This is a genomic window from Thioalbus denitrificans (genome assembly GCF_003337735.1).
GTDB classification, from domain to species: Bacteria; Pseudomonadota; Gammaproteobacteria; order DSM-26407; family DSM-26407; genus Thioalbus; species Thioalbus denitrificans.
The window spans coordinates 1-16,440 of record NZ_QPJY01000008.1 but is presented as its reverse complement, the minus strand read 5'-3'; the positions used below and the strand labels follow the sequence as shown (position 1 = coordinate 16,440).

At 63.7% G+C, this 16,440-nt stretch carries 17 protein-coding genes; 6 read left to right on the top strand and 11 right to left on the bottom strand.

Annotated features, from left to right (window positions below):
* Positions 1 to 54 precede the first annotated feature (54 nt).
* Positions 55 to 2,940 (top strand): conjugal transfer protein TraG N-terminal domain-containing protein, encoded by a 2,886-nt coding sequence (locus tag DFQ59_RS14375; protein ID WP_114280413.1) that lies wholly within the window; start codon positions 55 to 57, stop codon positions 2,938 to 2,940.
* Between the two features lie 26 nt (positions 2,941 to 2,966).
* On the opposite strand, the gene DFQ59_RS14370 is transcribed toward DFQ59_RS14375, so the two are convergent.
* The 3 genes from DFQ59_RS14370 to DFQ59_RS14360 form a co-directional block, all read right to left on the bottom strand.
* Positions 2,967 to 3,314 (bottom strand): tripartite tricarboxylate transporter TctB family protein, encoded by a 348-nt coding sequence (locus DFQ59_RS14370; RefSeq protein WP_114280412.1) that lies wholly within the window; start codon positions 3,312 to 3,314, stop codon positions 2,967 to 2,969.
* A gap of 122 nt (positions 3,315 to 3,436) precedes the next feature.
* The gene (locus tag DFQ59_RS14365) at positions 3,437 to 3,958 is read right to left on the bottom strand and encodes a hypothetical protein (RefSeq protein ID WP_114280411.1); all 522 of its coding nucleotides are present in this window, start codon (positions 3,956 to 3,958) and stop codon (positions 3,437 to 3,439) included.
* Between the two features lie 14 nt (positions 3,959 to 3,972).
* Positions 3,973 to 5,094: a helix-turn-helix domain-containing protein gene (locus DFQ59_RS14360; protein ID WP_114280410.1), complete on the bottom strand. Its 1,122-nt coding sequence runs from the start codon at positions 5,092 to 5,094 to the stop codon at positions 3,973 to 3,975.
* A 514-nt stretch (positions 5,095 to 5,608) separates the two neighbouring features.
* Between DFQ59_RS14360 and DFQ59_RS19895 the strand changes: the two genes are divergently transcribed.
* Positions 5,609 to 5,776 (top strand): hypothetical protein, encoded by a 168-nt coding sequence (locus DFQ59_RS19895; protein WP_170142172.1) that lies wholly within the window; start codon positions 5,609 to 5,611, stop codon positions 5,774 to 5,776.
* 499 nt (positions 5,777 to 6,275) lie between these two features.
* Here DFQ59_RS19895 and DFQ59_RS14350 read toward each other — a convergent pair whose 3' ends face one another.
* Together DFQ59_RS14350 and DFQ59_RS14345 are read right to left on the bottom strand one after the other, a co-directional pair.
* A complete protein-coding gene (locus tag DFQ59_RS14350; RefSeq protein WP_114280408.1) occupies positions 6,276 to 7,169 on the bottom strand; it encodes an ImmA/IrrE family metallo-endopeptidase in 894 nt (297 codons plus the stop codon).
* Positions 7,166 to 7,528, bottom strand: coding sequence for a helix-turn-helix domain-containing protein (locus DFQ59_RS14345; protein ID WP_114280407.1), 363 nt, complete (start codon positions 7,526 to 7,528; stop codon positions 7,166 to 7,168). The genes DFQ59_RS14350 and DFQ59_RS14345 overlap by 4 nt, the downstream gene beginning before the upstream one ends.
* Before the next feature lie 104 nt (positions 7,529 to 7,632).
* Between DFQ59_RS14345 and DFQ59_RS14340 the strand changes: the two genes are divergently transcribed.
* Genes DFQ59_RS14340 through DFQ59_RS14325 form a run of 4 tightly spaced genes read left to right on the top strand, consistent with a single transcriptional unit; the run spans position 7,633 to position 10,802 of the window.
* Entirely contained in the window at positions 7,633 to 8,598 is a 966-nt protein-coding gene (locus tag DFQ59_RS14340) for a CBASS oligonucleotide cyclase (protein ID WP_114280406.1), read from the top strand.
* Between the two features lie 7 nt (positions 8,599 to 8,605).
* A complete protein-coding gene (locus DFQ59_RS14335) occupies positions 8,606 to 9,121 on the top strand; it encodes an HORMA-1 domain-containing protein (RefSeq protein ID WP_114280405.1) in 516 nt (171 codons plus the stop codon).
* Positions 9,121 to 10,059 (top strand): AAA family ATPase, encoded by a 939-nt coding sequence (locus tag DFQ59_RS14330; protein ID WP_114280404.1) that lies wholly within the window; start codon positions 9,121 to 9,123, stop codon positions 10,057 to 10,059. The genes DFQ59_RS14335 and DFQ59_RS14330 overlap by 1 nt, the downstream gene beginning before the upstream one ends.
* Positions 10,056 to 10,802, top strand: a complete 747-nt coding sequence (locus DFQ59_RS14325) for a DUF6602 domain-containing protein (RefSeq protein ID WP_114280403.1) — start codon at positions 10,056 to 10,058, stop codon at positions 10,800 to 10,802. Before DFQ59_RS14330 ends, DFQ59_RS14325 begins: the two co-directional genes overlap by 4 nt.
* 457 nt (positions 10,803 to 11,259) lie before the next feature.
* Here DFQ59_RS14325 and DFQ59_RS14320 read toward each other — a convergent pair whose 3' ends face one another.
* The 6 genes from DFQ59_RS14320 to DFQ59_RS14295 all read right to left on the bottom strand — a co-directional run bounded on the left by DFQ59_RS14320 (position 11,260) and on the right by DFQ59_RS14295 (position 16,160).
* Positions 11,260 to 12,309, bottom strand: coding sequence for a radical SAM/SPASM domain-containing protein (locus DFQ59_RS14320; RefSeq protein ID WP_170142171.1), 1,050 nt, complete (start codon positions 12,307 to 12,309; stop codon positions 11,260 to 11,262).
* A gap of 88 nt (positions 12,310 to 12,397) precedes the next feature.
* Positions 12,398 to 12,937, bottom strand: a complete 540-nt coding sequence (locus DFQ59_RS14315) for a nuclear transport factor 2 family protein (protein WP_114280401.1) — start codon at positions 12,935 to 12,937, stop codon at positions 12,398 to 12,400.
* A 100-nt stretch (positions 12,938 to 13,037) separates the two neighbouring features.
* The gene (locus DFQ59_RS14310) at positions 13,038 to 13,358 is read right to left on the bottom strand and encodes a PqqD family peptide modification chaperone (protein ID WP_170142170.1); all 321 of its coding nucleotides are present in this window, start codon (positions 13,356 to 13,358) and stop codon (positions 13,038 to 13,040) included.
* Between the two features lie 52 nt (positions 13,359 to 13,410).
* Complete coding sequence (locus DFQ59_RS14305; protein WP_114280400.1) at positions 13,411 to 14,505, bottom strand: radical SAM/SPASM domain-containing protein; 1,095 nt, start codon at positions 14,503 to 14,505, stop codon at positions 13,411 to 13,413.
* Positions 14,506 to 14,696: 191 nt separating this feature from the next.
* Positions 14,697 to 15,128, bottom strand: a complete 432-nt coding sequence (locus DFQ59_RS14300) for a VOC family protein (RefSeq protein ID WP_114280399.1) — start codon at positions 15,126 to 15,128, stop codon at positions 14,697 to 14,699.
* An 816-nt stretch (positions 15,129 to 15,944) separates the two neighbouring features.
* Entirely contained in the window at positions 15,945 to 16,160 is a 216-nt protein-coding gene (locus DFQ59_RS14295) for a carbon storage regulator (RefSeq protein WP_170142169.1), read from the bottom strand.
* Between the last annotated feature and the right edge of the window lie 280 nt (positions 16,161 to 16,440).

The following is a 16,440-nucleotide window of genomic DNA, read 5'->3' as shown; positions in this document are numbered from 1 at the left end:
GGCATGGCGAGGAAAGGCGACAGAACAGGCTGGCATAGGGAGGGGTGACCGGAGATGAACTGGGAGATCTTCAGCTACGGCAACGGCGAGTTCCTGCGGCTGGTGTTCAACGGCATCGCCGCCATCGTCGGGGACGGGGACTTCATCGCCATCCTCAAGATCTCGGGGCTGGTGGGGCTGCTCTGGGTGATGGTGGAGGCGGCCTTCCGGGGGAGGGCGGTCAACCTCCAGTGGCTGCTGGCCGTGGTGCTGGTGGTCAACGTGGTGCTGGTGCCGCGCACCAACGTCATCATCACCGATCGCATCGACGTGACCCAGTCGGGGGTGGTGGGCAACGTCCCGCTGGGGCTCGCCATGTTCGCCGGCGGCGCCAGCAAGATTGGCGATTGGATGACCCGGGCCTTCGAGACGGTGTTCAGCCTGCCGGACGATATCCAGTACCACAAGAGCGGCATGCTCTTCGGCCAGTACCTGGTAGAGGCCAGCACCCGGTTCGAGATCACCGACAGCCGGGTGGCCGGGAACCTCGCCGAGTTCTGGCAGTCCTGCGTCTTCTACGACCTGCTGCTGGGGCTCTACACCTGGGATGACCTGCTCTCGGCCACGGACACCCTGGAGTTCCTGAAGGGCCACACCTCCCAGTCCCGGAGCTATGTGCACACCGATGCCGCCGGGAGCCGGGACACAGTGGTCTGCCGGGTGGGGGCCAACGGCGTGCTCGGCACCGAGATCAACGCCACCGTGGATAACGCCCGGACTTACTACGGCCGCAAGCTCGTCAAGGCGCCCGACCAGGCGGCCGCCGTCGCCAGGTTCGCCGCGGCGATGCCCATCTCCTACCAGTACATCGCCGGGCTCTCCATGAGCGCCGAGCAGATCATCCGCCAAAATGCGCTCGCCAACTCCCTGCGCCGCGGACTCACCCAGTTCGCCGCCCGGGTCGACGCCGGCGCCGCGGCCCAGGACTTCGCGCTGGCCCGCGCCGAGCAGGAGCGGCGCACCACCTTCGCGGCCATGGGCGAGCTCGCCGGGCGAACCCTCCCGCTGCTGCGGGGGATCTTCGAGTCGTTCATCTACGCCATCTTCCCCGTGGTGCTGATGCTGCTCATCCTGCCCGCGGCCGCCAAGGTGGCGCTGACCTACCTGAAGGCCCTGCTCTGGATCCAGCTCTGGGCGCCCCTCTACGCGCTGCTGCACTTCGCCATGACCTTCTTCTCGCAGTTTCCGGCCCAGAGCGGCCTGGTGCTGCCGACCGGCTACACGGCCCTCTCCATGGCGACCCACACCGCCCTGGGGCAGGTCATGAGTGACGTCTCGGCGGTGGCGGGCTACCTCTCCCTCTCCATCCCCATGATCTCCTACCTGGTGATCAACCAGGGCGGGGCGATGATGGCGAGCCTCGCCGCCCGGGTGGCCGGCAGCTACGAGGCACCGGTGAGCAAGGGGGCCGACGAGGCCTCCACCGGCAACATCAGCCTCGGCAACACCAGCCTCGGCAACGCATCCTGGTGGCAGCAGAACACCTCCCCGAGCTTCCGGACCGGCACCACCACCATCACCGACCCGGAAACCGGCGTCACCTACACCACCACCGGAGCCGGCGCCTTCATGCAGGTGCCACAGTCGGACTTGCCCTTCAGCGCGAGCATCAGCAACGCGGTCAAGTCCAACGTCCAGAGCCAACTCAGCCGGTCTCTCCAGACGGCCGAGACGCAGATGGCGGATTACTCCACCAACACCGCGGCGGTCTTCAACCAGATGGAGCGGTTCCTGCACCAGGCCGGCAGCGAGACCGCGGCCAGCGACACATGGCGCCATGGCGAGGGAGCCACCTTCCGGCAGGAGCACGGGGAGGTACAGCGGCTGCAGGAGGAGTTTGGCAGGACCCATGGGCTGGATAAGAAGCAGGCGACAGAGTTGCTGGCATCAGCTGGCTTGGCCATTGGGAGTCTCGATAAGATGGCACCTGCAGAGCAGCAGTCATTCCTATCGAGGTTGGCGAGCAAGATTCCTCTCTCGGCTAGTGTGGGATTGCGCGGGATAAATCAAGCCACACTGAAACAAGCATGGCAGGACGCGGTAAAGTTCGGGGAGGACACCCAGTACGGCCGGCACTGGCAGGCGATGGAGGAGGCCGCCAGGTCGACGGCCGCCCAGGTGTCGGAAAAGACTGGCGACAGCCTTGCGGCGGAGCTCGCCGGGGGCCTGCAGCGCCAGGAGGCGCTGCGGGAGTCAGCTCAGGCCAGCCTCCAGGAGGCCCGGGGATGGCAGGAGTCCCTGGCCCGCATGGAGGAGCAGGGGGTGGCCTTCAACGCGGAGGCGGGGATGGCGGTGCGCCAGTGGGCCATCGGTCGGGAGATGGGGATGTTCGCCGGCCCCGGTATGGGCTCCGGCGCCCGCTGGACGGCGCAAGAGATCGACCACCACCTAGCGCGGGCGGCCAACGGCGATCTCCACTCGCTGGGGATCATCCAGCACCTGGCCGGCGGGTTCATCCGGGAGCAGGGCTTGGAACTGGCGGGGGTTGCGGCCGCGCCCGGTCCCGAGGGGGTGCGCGCAGCAGGCGAGGCCGCGCTGGCCGGAGTCCGCGCCCAGGGCGCCGGGATCGACAACGCCGGGGACTTCTACGCCAGGCAGGCGCACGCGGCGGGCGAGGAGGCGGGCGTGCCCGACGAGGCAGGCGTCACCGGGCGGGCCGAGACCATCCGGGAAGAAACCGAGGGGCGGCGCGCGGCCACTGCGGATGATGTGGAGGCGGGCAGGACGAAGGTGGATGAAGGCGGCAGGCCCATCCGGGAGGAGGCGAGGGAGGAGGCCGACCCCGAGACCCGCGTGGTCACCCTGGGTGATGTTGCGCCCACGACGAATCAGCTGATCACGCCGTCACAGAGGCAGTGGCTCAGCGACAAACTGGGGGGAGGCTACAAGGAGGAGGGTTAGAAGTCGGACGACACACTGCCGGGACCTTAGTCCTCCCGATAATATCGTCGCAAGTCATCCTCCTCCATCATCCGGCTCATCTCCGCCTCCAACCAGCGCGCATTCTCCGCCTTGTACTGAGTCCACTCCTGTGGCGTCCACGGTCGCACCGGGCGGACGCCCAGAACGAACACCAAGGCCCCGGCGATGATGCCGGAGAGGTGGAAGCCGGTGAGCAGCGCGATGAAGAGCCCGACCAGGGCGAACGCCGCCGCCATGACCCAGTCGAACCCGCGCCACCGTCCACCCTTCCAGGGCGGGCGCTCGCGCCTCACGGTGACCGTCCGCATCGTCCTTCCGACCGTCTTCACGGTGCGAATCGTCCCTTCGTTCATCCTTGACCTCCTTGTTCGGCTACTGATTATAGCCTGCAGGACCGGGGCCGGGGTATGCGGGTTGGGGGCTTGCCAAGCAGTCCTTACTGGCAGTGCATACTAGAAGGACCCGCCCAGCCGACCTATGGAATGACTCCGAGACGGATCTTCAGTCTGATCTCATTCAGCCAGTCAGCGCGATAGTGACGTGCGAGGGCATTGACCTGCCCATGGGTAACGCCGGATTCCTGGGCCAAATGTTCCAGGGAAGTAAGTGAGTCGAGCCATCCAATATTGCCGGTGGCTACGATAGCCGCTTTATCGGCAGTGGAAAGTAGGACCAACGCATCCGGAAGCAGGTTCTGGGTATGGAGCCACGCAAGGAGGTGCAGTTCGCCGTCGTCGAGGCCGTGGCATGATGGATGGGAAAGGACAAGGTTTGCCAGCTCACGATTTCCGACTTCATGTCGAGCGGCCAAGCCTTCCAAAAGAACATCCCCGTCAATGTGTATATGCCCGGGGTCCTCTGGGTTGCCGGTCAGGGCTTCCTCGACGCATTTGTCGACGGTTTCGATAGCAAACTTGTTGCAGATCGCCGTCCAGCATCCTGTCCGGAATGCCTCGATGAGGATATTGGTGTCAATGAATACCCGCGTCTTAACCATGCCTTGCGCACCCCTTACAACTCGAAGGGGGCGGGTAGCGAGTGCTCGGCAAAAAGATCCACAAGCTGTGTCAGGCTTGCGCCCATGGCCTTTGCAGCCTTGCGGGCGGACAGGTGGCCTTTGTCTATCGATCGGTGCAGCATGTCAACGAAGCTTGGCGAGAACCGCTTCGGCGTACCAGTAGCGGTTGGGCGCTGGTGCTCCTGTGCAAGGGCATTCCGCGTTTCCACGCCTAACCACTTCAGATTGAACAGCCTCCAGGCAAGAGCCACGGGCGCGACGTGCAATTGCGCAGCCACGCCTGCAAGATGATCTGTGTCATCGATTCGACGTCTGTCGATCAGATTGACCAAAGAAGCTTGAGGCATCAGCAGGGCAGCGGCGAAATTGTTGGCCAGTTGTTCGACGCGCTTGATTTTGGCACGGTCTTCGACCGAATTGGATTCGCGGTGATCTGGCTTCATGGCATCCCAGGTCAGGGCGTGGAACAACTCGTGAGCCAGATCGAAGAATCTACGGGCCTCTGGTTCGCTGCGGTTGATCAGGATCACACCCATGTCCTGAAGATGACAGGTCGCACCGGAAATAGAATCCCCATCGGGTGTCTCGATCGTATCGACGTAAAGGACTGGGATGTCGAGATCCTGCTCGATCTTTTCGGCCAACCGCTCGGCCGGAACAATGCCCAGATCGAGCGCCTCGACCAGGCTCTCGGCTCGAGCGATCGCATCTTCGTATGAGGATTGTGCGGTGAGCCGGAGTGCGTGTTTGAGGGGATTTGGCCGGTTCTGCTCTTTTTCGCGCAACCAACGCAGCAGGCCGATCCACTGGCCAGCTCTCAGTTCGAAACCATCTAGGCTGTCCTCGGCCAGTCCGGGGGAGGCGCGCCAGGAGAACTGGGCCTCGCCGGCGACTTGAAACAAATCAAGGAAGTAAGCGAGTTCGCGATCCAGGGCGTCGGACAGGAGGACTAGTTCATCCGGCTTGAGCGCCCGCTTGCCATTCTCGATGTCGGAGACGCTCTGACGGTCTTTCAGACCCATGGCCTCAGCCAGTCGATCCTGCGTCCAGCCGGCCGACTCGCGGGCAGCTTTGACGCGATATCCGATGAGTTTCTGTGACAGGTTTTCGAACATGGCGCGCCCTCTTTCCTAGGGGGGGAACTATAGTCTTGCGAAACGTTAATTGCAAGAATGTATTGCATTACGTATTCGGCGGTGTGGCACCAAGTCGCTATCGCAGCCCGGAAGAGCGGCGGGCCATCGGCCGGGAGATGGGGATGTTCGCTAGGCCCGGTTTAGGCCCAGGCGCCCGCTAGACGGCGCGGGAGATCGACCGCCACCTGGCGCGGGCGGCCAACGGCGACCTCCACTCGCTGGGGATCATTCAGCACATGGCCGGCGCGTTCATCCGGGAGCAGGGCCTGGAGCTGGCGGGAGTGGCGGTCGCGCCTGGTCCCGAGGGGGTGCGTGCCGCGGGCGAGGCGGCGCTGGCCGGGGTCCGCGCCCAGGGTGCCGGGATCGACAACGCCGGGGACTTCTATGCCAGGCAGGCGCATGCGGCAGGCGAGGAGCGGGGAGTGCCCGACAGGGCCCGCGTCACCGGGGGACGGCCGAGGGGCGGCGCGCGGTTACTGCGGATGATGTGGATGTGGGCGAGGAGACCGATCCCGAGACCCGCGTGGTCACCCTGGGCGATGCCGCGCCCACCGCGAACCAACTCCTCACGCCGTCACAGAAGCAGTGGCCCAGCGACAAGCTGGGGGGAGGTTACGGCGAGAAGGACGCCACCCCGGACGATAAGCCGCAGGGGCCTTAAGTCCTCACCGATAATGGCCATCGTTTCGCAAGGACGTGTACGGGCCAGTCTTACACGCATAGTCGTCGGACCCCGCCGCCTACACCAGTTATATGATGTAGAATCTGAGTGGTTGCTGTTCACACGGCCTTTTCATTGCCTACGGCCCGTGAGGGTGATTTCCGGTAAGGCATCTTCACTCCCCCGCTAATGAAGAATGTGCCTTCCCGATCAACGAACATGTCCGCGCCTTGTGTTGATCGAGTCCGAGACGGATTGCGGCGTCATCAAATGAGAGTTCGCGGCCAGCCTCGAGGTCGTCAAGACCGATTCTAATGGCGCAGATGAACTTCCTGCGCTCTTCAATTGCGCTCGGAAACGAATCGCCTATGGTGACACCGTTGGTAACAGTTATGGCTTCATACCCAAGAGTTCGGAGAAATTTTAAGATCTCCAACATGATTCTAGCGTCGGTAATCTGCGGAAATCGGTTTGTAAGGCCTTAAACAGACTCAGGGAACTACCGCCTGAAGCGAGGTGTCCAGCTCTCGATCAGGTCCTCGTTGTCTTCATCATCATCGTCCTCGTCCCTGAACGTCTCCTCGACGAGAGTCGGGCATGCGATGACGGTTAGCGTCTTGCCGTAGGAACCAAGGCCGATGACTTCTTCGGTGGCCGAGACGGACCGGTTTCCGCCAAGCCATTCACAGATGTCGATCTCTTCCTCGTCGCGGTCCGCACTGCGGACGCGAGCCGGATCAGCGTTCAGTCTGGCGGTGACGGTTCTGCGTGGCACAGCCATCCCCTTCTTGAGCCAGGTTATCTCTCGAAGCGACTTCATCGTCCCGGACAGCCGGCAGAAGTCGATGGTCTGGCCGGTGCTGAGAATGACGGCGACAGCGTCCTCAGTCAGTTCAGCGTAGCGGAGGGCCGTTGCCGTGAGCGATGTTCGGCAAGTCGCCGCCACGGATTTCACGACATCAAATCCGGGATTGTGTTTGCCGAGCGCTCTGCGGAACAGAGTCGCTGGCATGAGCAGCCCGGCGGCGAACTGGTCAGCTTCCAACTCGTACGGGTCGCCGGAGACGAAGCCCGCGTGGGAGGCGTGGAACCCATCATCGGGAAGAATATGGTCGATGTGACCATCGAGAAAGTAGTGCCCAAGCTCGTGGGCGATGCTGAAACGCCGGAAGCCTTCGCTCTCGATGTGCGTGGCATAGAGAATCCCGAACGTGTTGCCGTGGCGCAGGAGCATTCCGGACACGCCCTGGGCGGTGTCCGGCTTCGCCTCGACAATGATGTCGTGCCTTGCGGCGATAGCCACGGGGTCGACCGGAAGCTCGTTGATCCCCAGTTCGCGTAACAGGTTTTGTGCGCGCTGCTGCGCCATCAGCAAGCGTAGCGGGCGGCTCATTTCCCGCCGCCTTCTAACTTGGCTGCGTTTCGCTCGGCAAGCATCTTGAGGAAATCTTTGGCCAGATCCCGGTCGTTGCCGGTGAGCTTGCTGACGTCGCGGAACAGAGGGTCGCCTTCGGCGGCGACAGTGGGTTCCTCCACCCGCCCGAGCAGATAGTCGGTAGTCACTTCGAGAGCGTTCGCCAAGCGGTGCAGCGTGTCGAACGAAGGCTTGCGGGACCCGGCCTCGAAATGCGCGATAGAGCTGGGTGGCAGTCCGGCTTTAGTTCCCAGGTCACTTTGGCTCCATTTCCGCATTTCGCGGGCCGTGCGGAGGCGTTGTTTGAACAGGTCGGAAGGGGTCGGTTTCTGAGTCATGGCGATCTCGACAAGTAAAACTTGACGTATTTAACGAATCAGGTCATCATACTCGACATATCTTGCATGGCGGTATAGACAATGGCAACAAAAAAGAGGTTCCAATGGGAAGGAAGCACGTCGAGCACAAGGATATAGCCAGCTTCGCGCGGGACAAAGTCAACCTGCCCAAGGACAAGGCGGACGAATACCGAGCGCAGGTCAGGCGCCTGCGCGAAAAGTTGGAGGGTTATCTGAACGATCACCCGGATTTCGCGCTCAAGAAGATGCTGCTGTCGGGTAGCCTCGCCAAGGGCACGGCGCTGCGGTCGATCAACGACATCGACGTTGCTTGCTACATAAGCGGCTCGGATGCGCCGGGTGATGTGGCGGAACTGCTGCTATACCTCGCCGAGCGCTTGCGCAAGGCGTTTCCGAACTTCAGCCCCGACCAGGTGCAGCCCAAGACTTACAGCGTCACCGTTTCCTTCAGAGGAACCGGGCTCGACGTTGATGTGGTGCCGATCCTCTACAGTGGCGATCCGCAGTGGTACGGCAATCTCGTCAGCCAGGAGGACGGTTCCTTCCTGAAGACGAGCATCCCGCTGCACCTCGAATTCACGAAGAGGCGGAAGGACCGGCAGCCGGACGACTTCGCGCAGGTGGCACGGCTCGTCAAGTTCTGGGTGCGCCAGATCAAGCGGGAGCGCGAGGACTTTAGGTTTAAGTCGTTCATGGTGGAAATGATCCTTTCGCACCTGTGCGACCAGGGCCTCGACTTTTCCGACTACCCGGAGGCGCTGCAGCACTTCTTCACCTACGTCGCGCGCAGTAACCTGCGTGAGCAGATAGTGTTCGGCGATTACTACAATCCCTCTTCCGTACCGGCATCCGGCGATCCGGTCCAGATCATCGACCCGGTAAACAGCGACAACAATGTCGCCCGCCTTTACACCGACTCGCAGGCGGAAGACATCGTCGAAGTCGCCCTCGACGCGGGCGATGCCATTGACGCGGCTCTGGCCGCACCCACCAAACAGGAGACCGTCTACTACTGGCAGAAAGTATTCGGCTCCAGCTTCCAGGTATGAGGTCCCCATGACGTCAAGTTTTACCCTCTCTGAATCCCGGACCTTCACGGTCACCCATGCGCGGCATATGGCCGCGAAGGTGGCGACCGACCTGAAGCGGATGCAGCGGCTCTATGGGAAGCCGGGCGATACGGACATCGCCAAATACGAGGATGAGGTCATTCAGCTCCTGAAGCAGGGTCTGCTCGGCACGGTGAGCTACGGGTTCCGCAGGGATGATGAATGGATCGAACCGACGGTGCGCTACACCGCACGGGATCTGGCAGGAATGTCGGCAAATGACGACGACCCCGGAAAGATTCGTCCTGGAAAGAACGTTTCTGGTGCAAGCTTCTACAGCTACCTGACCTACAGTCCGGCGTGGGACGAGCTGACAGACGCGCAGAAGGCCGCCGTCAAAGCTGGGCTCCCCTTCAAGCGCACCGGAGCATCGGAACCGGGCGTTAACGGTTACATGGTGAGTGACCGCACCTACTCCTCGGGTGGCAGGGCGCTTGATCGCTCCAGCGTGAGGGCGTACTGATGCAGGCGGGACCCAATATCGATGAGCTGTTCGATCGCAGGATCGGATACCCGGATTTCGACCCTCAGGAACGCTTGGCGCGGCTGATCGGCCTCGACGAGCAGAAGGAACGACTGCGTAAGATGCTGGGGCTGCTGGTCAATCCGGCTGGGCTGGAGGCATGGGCCAAGAAGCATCACAACGGCGCGCCTGCGCTGCTGGGCTCCGTCATGCGACGCCCGCCGCTGGTGGTCCTTGCTGGCGACGTTGGCTCCGGGAAGACTGAGCTTGCGGAAACGATCGGTGACGCCGTGGCACGGCAGGAAGAGATCGAGATCGAACTCTTCCCGCTAAGCCTGTCGAGCCGGGGTCAGGGGCGCGTCGGTGAGATGACGCAGCTCATCTCGGCGGCGTTCGACATTACGGCGGCGCAGGCCGCGAAGCTGAAATCCGGGAACGGTCGCGCGCGGGGCGCGGTTATTCTCCTGGTTGATGAGGCTGATGCGCTCGCGCAGTCGCGCGAGTCAGCGCAGATGCATCACGAGGACCGCGCGGGCGTGAATGCTTTCATCCGGGGGGTCGACCGGCTGGCGGAGAAGGGCCTGCCCGCCGCGGTAATCATGTGTACGAACCGGCTTTCCGCTCTGGACCCCGCGGTGCGCCGTCGTGCCGCCGACGTGCTGACGTTCTCACGACCTGGTCATGAACAGCGGCGGGCGGTGCTCGCTCCCGCGCTCTCGGAAGCCGGGTTTTCCACGTCGGACATCGATGCCCTCGTAGCGGCAACGGGTGCGCAGAACGGCAGGGATTACGGATTTACGTTCTCCGACCTGACACAACGCCTGCTGCCGGCGATTGTCCTTGCCGCGTATCCGGACGGCCCGGTCACGGCCTGCGCAGCTATGGAAATCGCCAGGGGCATGGCTCCCACGCCTCCCTTTCAGGACGCAACATCATGACGCAATGGTCACTATCAACTCTGCTATCTGAGCTTCACGACGAGATCCAGCAAGGGCTTGAGCGGTCACGCAAAGCCTTCGGTCATCCCGGGACGAAAGGTGATGCCAGCGAGGGCGTATGGCTGGGCCTGCTGAACAAGTATCTGCCGGAGCGCTACAAGGCGGCCAAGGCGCATGTTGTGGACAGCAACGGCATGTTCAGCGACCAGATCGATGTCGTCGTTTTCGACCGACAGTACTCACCCTTCATCTTTCATTATCAGGACCAGACGATCATCCCCGCGGAAAGTGTTTATGCGTGTTTTGAGGCGAAGCAGGCGATCAATGCTCATGAAGTCGAGTATGCGATGGAGAAGGTCGCCAGCGTCAGGCGCCTGCACCGCACGAGTCTGCCGATACCGCATGCTGGCGGCGTCTTTCCGGCGAAGCCGCTGATTCCGATCTACGGCGGAATTCTCACGTTTGAGAGTGACTGGAAGCCGGGCATGGGGGAGCCGCTTGAAAGACTGCTTGAGAGCGGGACCGACGACAACCAGCTCAACATCGGTTGCGTCGCGGCACATGGCTATTTTATGCGCGATTCGGATAGCGGCAATTACGCAATACTTGCGGGCAGAAAGCCCGCGACGGCGTTTCTCTTTAGGCTGATTGCTCAGCTTCAGTTCAGCGGCACGGTGCCGATGATCGACGTCCAGGCCTACGCGAGGTGGCTGATGCCTACGGAAGCGACGGGGCTGGCGTAGTTCAAGGAGGGCATTCTCCCCTCGAGTTTTGGCTAGGAAGCTGAACCTTGCTGCGCGCACAGCCGTAGCCATAGCTCGACAGCCCCGGGAGATGCCTCGACGCCAACAAGACGCGCATGGATCAAGCCGATTACGCTCCAGTTGGCTTTGGGATATCGCTCCAGTAGAGTGCTTGGCTGATGAAGTCCTACCACCCATGGAACAGCGCCAGTCCGATGTCGTCTGTCGCGCGTCAATCCAAGGGGTTGGTCGTCGCCACCCCCAGCAAGGCAAGATCCTTCACGTTGCGGGTGGTGTCGTGCAACGGCTGCGTCGTCTGCTGCGCCGCGGAGCCGCGCCCCGCCACCCGGTTGTTCCTGTGCCGCCGCCGCGAACGCCAAGAAGGTGATGGATATGGGCAACCTGGAAGGAAAGTGCGTCTACAATCGGCGTGCGCCGCGGAGCCGTACCCCGCCGCCTACCGGGCCTCACAGGCGGCGACGGCCGGCATCTCCTCTGGCCGGTGCCAGCAGCGGGGGTCTTCGGCCATCAACCGGCCCGTCTTGGCGAAGGAGACCGCCCGGCAGCCGCCGCAGCGGGCGCGCACCCGGCAATCCGCGCACCTGCCCTCCAAACGGTCCCGGTCCTGCAGGGCCCGGATCACCGGCGATTTCTCCCACAGTTCCCGGAAGGGCCGCTGGCGGAAGTTGCCGATCGGGATGGGGAGCAGGACGCACGGCAGGAGCGTCCCGTTACCGGTGACCGCCCCCTGGCCGACGCCGGCCTGGCAGCCGATGAAGCCGGGCAGGTCCCGGACGCCGTCGTCCACAAGGATCTGCTGGGCGAGGTGGGTCACGATCTCGAGCCGGCCGGAGTAGCGCTCCCGCAGCTCCTGGCAGAGCTCGATGGCGGTACGCCATTCGTCCGGCCGCAGGTCGAGGGCATCGGTCCCCCGCCCGGTGGGGACGTAGCGCGAGAAGTTCAACCGGGCGACGCCCAGCCCCGCCACATACTCGGTGAGCTCCGTGAGGGTCTGCCAGTTCAGGCGGTTGATGGTGCAGCAGACGTGGGTTCGGAGCCCGGCGCGCTGCGCCAACTGCACGCTCCGGACGGCGCGCTCGAACAGGCCCTGCCATCGGCGCAAGGCGTCGTGGCTCTCGGCCAGACCGTCCAGGCTGACCTGGAAGCGGTTGACACCGCTTGCCGCCAGCCGCCGTACCGTCTCCTCCCGCAATCGGGCGCCATTGGAGCCGACGCCAACTGCGAGGCCGTGGCCCCTGGCGTGCTCGATGACCTCGAATAGGTCCCGCCGCAGCAGCGGTTCACCCCCGGAGATGGCGAGGTCGACGACCCCGGCGTCAGCCAACTGTTCGACCAGGTTGCAGGCCTCGGTGGTGCCCAGTTCGTCCGGCGAGCGGACCGAGGAGTTGGACGAGCAGTGCGCGCACCGGGCGTTGCAGCGGTCGGTGGCCAGCCAGACCATATGGAACGGCATCGCCGGGCGGAAACGCCCGCCTTCGCCAGACATGTTCAACACTCCGCTCCCGGGTCGACAACGCCGCGTCCGGACGGGATGCGCCCGGACGCGGCCCGCCGGCCGGATGGGCCGGGCCCGCTCACACCACCGGCCAGGCCGCGAGGGCCAGCCGGCCGATGTCGTTGACGCTGAGGCCCTCCAGGCGCAGGTTCGCGGCATCGTCGGCCTTCGGCGAGATAACCACCTTCAGGCTGGTGATGCGGCCGTCGCGAAAGGTGAAGGTATGGCTCCCAGACACATTGAAGCCGACGCCCTGGTGGGTCCCGACGAGCGTCGTCCAGCCAGCGACCATCTTGCCGTCATGGGCGCGGACCCGATTGACGTCGGTCTTCACCGTGCTTAGGGTGACCTCCCCCTCCTTGAGCATCTTGGCCGACTCCCCATCCAGCTTGACCTCCATGCCGTTGGCGTGGAGCCGGTTCTTGTACAGGGTCTTGATGGCCACCTTGCCCGTGTACCGCGCGTTCAACGGTGGCGCGCCGCAGAACTCGAAGACCCCGTCGTCGTCCCACATCTCGGTGAGCCGCTCCACCGACGAGTCCACCCCGCTGCGCAGGGCCTCGATCTGCTTGAAGTATTCGCCGACCCGCTTTTCGTCACCCTGAGTTGCCTTGCTCATGCTGCACCTCCCATTGTGCCTGCTTGACGGTCATACCCTTGCGGGTGGGTGAGGAGGAAATGGCCTCCCCGAGCGGTGTCCACATCGCGGGGGCACCGCCTTACTCGGTTGCAGCGCCGGTCTGCGGGCCGTCCGCATCCGGATGCGGCTCGCCGTGGCGCAGGACCCCACGGTCCACGAGCTGTTGCAGGAAAGCGACCACGGACCCTTCCGCCTCGCCGGTCCGCGCCTCAGCAATCCCAGCCACCGCAGCGGCGATTTCGCCCACGGTCGCCAGACCGTCACACAGCTCGTAGAGGTAGCGGCCGGCGGGTGGGATCAGGTGCAGCTCGTCGGTGGCGGCGTTGTAGACCAGGTACTGCTCCTCCTGCTCGCGGACGGTGCACTCCCGGGTGTGGGTGAGCACACTGTCCTGCGTCACCGGCCGAGCCGCGGGTGTGAATCGTTGCGACATGTCCATCGGGTGGTCCCCTCTAAACCGGCAGGTCTTCTCCGGCCGCCAAGTCGGCCAGCCGAACCGGGTCATGCGGCTCGATCCAGCAGTGCGGGTCGCCCGCCATCGGGTCGCCGCCGCTGTACGCATACGCCACGGCGCGGCAGCCCCCGCACTTGTGCAGGTGTTCGCACTCCCCGCAGTTGCCGGTGATCGCCCAACGCTCCCGGAACTTCGTCAGCAGGCCGGCGCCCCGCCATATCTCGCTGAAGGACGATTCCGGGTATTTACCTATCGCCGTGGGCAGGAAGACGCAGGGAGTGAAGGTGCCGTCCGGCAGGATGCGGGCGAGCAGGCGGCCGGCCCCGCAGCCGACGTAGTCGCGGCGCTCACTCTCCGGGACCAGCATGCCGACCCGGCAGTCGTGCCAGATGAGAGTGATGGTGTCCTGGAGCTCATCCCGCCAGGCGATCCACTGTTCGAGGAGTCCCCGCAGGGCCTCCGGCTCCAGTGCCAGGTCGGTCGCCCCCCGTCCCGCCGGCACGTACTCGGAGAGGTTGACTGCCTCCGCGCCCAGCCGGATCGCCAGCTCGATTATTGCCCGGCCGTCCTGCTGGTTGCGGCGGGTCGGGGTATAGCCCACCACGACGCGCACCCCGACGTCGGAGAGCATCCGGATCGCCCGGGTGGCCTTGTCGAAGAGCCCGTCGAGTTGCCGGAAGTCGTCGTGCTCGGCCGCGCGGTGGCTGTCGATACTGACGGTTACGCTCTTGACACCCAGATCCTTGAGGAGGTGGGCCGTCTGGCGCGTGATGGTGGAGCCATTGGTGCCGACGTTGACACTGAGCCCCCTGCGGACCGCGCGATCGACCAGCACGGGCCAGTCCCGGCGTAGCATGGGCTCTCCGCCCGAAAAGGCGAGGACGAGCACGCCGGCGTCCGCCAGCTCGTCGATGAGGCCCAGCGCCTCTTGTGTAGTCAGGTCGGTTGCGGTCGGAGCGTCCGGACTCGAGCTGGAATAGCAGTGCACGCACCTGGCGTTGCACCTTTGGGTGATCTCCCAGGCGACATACAGCGGGGCCTTGAAAGCGGTGACGAAGGTGTCGCCGGGCGGCCGTTTGGCGTGTGCGTCCATGCCGGTACTGCTCCTCTGGCTCCCTGCCGGCCGGCCTCCCGGGAGGCCGGATCCCCACGGCCCTGTTCCCGCGGGCCGCTAGCAAATGAAGCTATAGCACACCGCTTCCCGATTGCAAGCTGCCCCCTTTTCGAACCGTGACCCGTTTCGCAGTCGCCTTGCCGTGTCCTCCGGGGGCCGCTTCCCACACCCTACCGGCGGGGTGCGGTCAGTCGCGCGGGCGTCGCGAAGGCGAGGACGTGCCCGTCCGGATCGAGGCTGTACGCCACCATGTCGCCCCAGTCGCGCGGGGCCATGGGGCTCAGCTCCCGGGCACCGACCTCGAGTGCCCGCAGGTGGTAGGCGTCGGGGTTGTCCACCTGGAGGTAGAGCTCTGCCCGCGGGATCCCCGTCCCCGGTGCCGGATCGGGCAGGGTGGTGCCCAGCAGGCGCCGGATCCCCCGCTCGGGCATTAGGCCCAAGCGGCATCCGCCGGGCAGGTCGAACTCGGTCATACCGGGGACGTGGAGGACCGGAGCGTGGTCCAGCACGTCGGCGTAAAAGCGCGTGCTCGCCTCCTGGTCCGCAACGTAAAGGATAAACAGGGCGCAGCCTATTTGGTTCGTATCAACGCCATCGTTCATGCGGGTCGTCCCTAATCGTGCGAAGACCGGTACGGGAACCACGGTGCCTTGTGACCCTCCGTGGCCTTAGAATAAGGAGCTGGCTGCGTCGGCGGAACCGCGTGAATGTCCCAGCCGGAATGCCACCCGAACCACATCCCTGCAAAGGTCCCAGGGGGGACTGATGAAGGGAGTACTCGGAACACTACTGGTCCGTCCGGTGTGTGGCCGGGGGGGCTTCCCTTGGTCGCTATCGATGTCGTCGTCGCCGCGGCGCGCGTCCCGACGGGTCAACCCGATTACGTTGGGTCAAAGCACCGGCCGGCCAGGATCTCACCTGGCTCGCGCATTTCCTGGCTGGCTGCGCCACCAGGACACTGCCTGTGCCATTACAGGAATTGCAAGATGTCTCGTTTCCAAGCACTTGCGTCTTGGCTCGCCCTTTGCCCTTGCAGAAGGCGCAGGTCTCGGGTGCATAACTAGGCCTTGTGAAACTCCTCCTTGTGATGTGTCTCGGGTCCAACAGACCTTGCCTGTTGGTGCGAGAGTCGGTACGAGCGTGTCGCTCGGGCCGAATAGACTCCTCCTACTCGTGTCCGGAGCCTGCTGACCGATGGTGCCATGGGGATATCGCAACGTGGCTCAGGGAGTCCTCCTACTGACCCGTCACCAACCTTGACCTGTGTGACTGAAGAAAGGCGACGTAGAATTCCGCCTCCTCCATCGTCAGGAAAGTGCATAGTACAGCGTCGCGCTGGAGGACGGCCCAGAGGGTTCCAGTGCCATGCTCATTGGGCATTTCCTTGATTTCAAAATCGATTTCCATATCGAGTCGCCCTAGCGTCGGGTGTGTGAAATAGAGTATTGGTCGGGGCGCTGTGTCAGGCCGGTCTTTGTGGCCTTGTGCGGGACCAACTCGGTGCGGCGGATGGGTACTTCGCGCGGAGCAGAAATGAAGAGCTTGGCCTGTCCGCGAGAGTCTCGAGCAACCCAGATGATGATGTCATCGCCGATGCGGACGGCGCCGCCTGATTCCAGTTCAAGCACCAGCATGTAGCCACCTCCGTGTGACATTGCGATAGCACTGGCGGGTATAGACCACTCGCGCTCCGTCCGGGCTTCTCACTGTTAGGACTGGACTAACCCAACAGTGGTTCTAATCGTGGGGACAGGTCAAACGGAGCAATGCTGTCACATTGTCGCTCAAATAATTGGCGTGCATGAGTAGAAACAAAGTCCGCGGATTCAACTCACTAGTGCAACCGGTGGGTTGATCCCGAAAAATACCTGGTTCGGCGTTTTCATTCCAAGGCATTTGCGGGGGCGGTTGTTC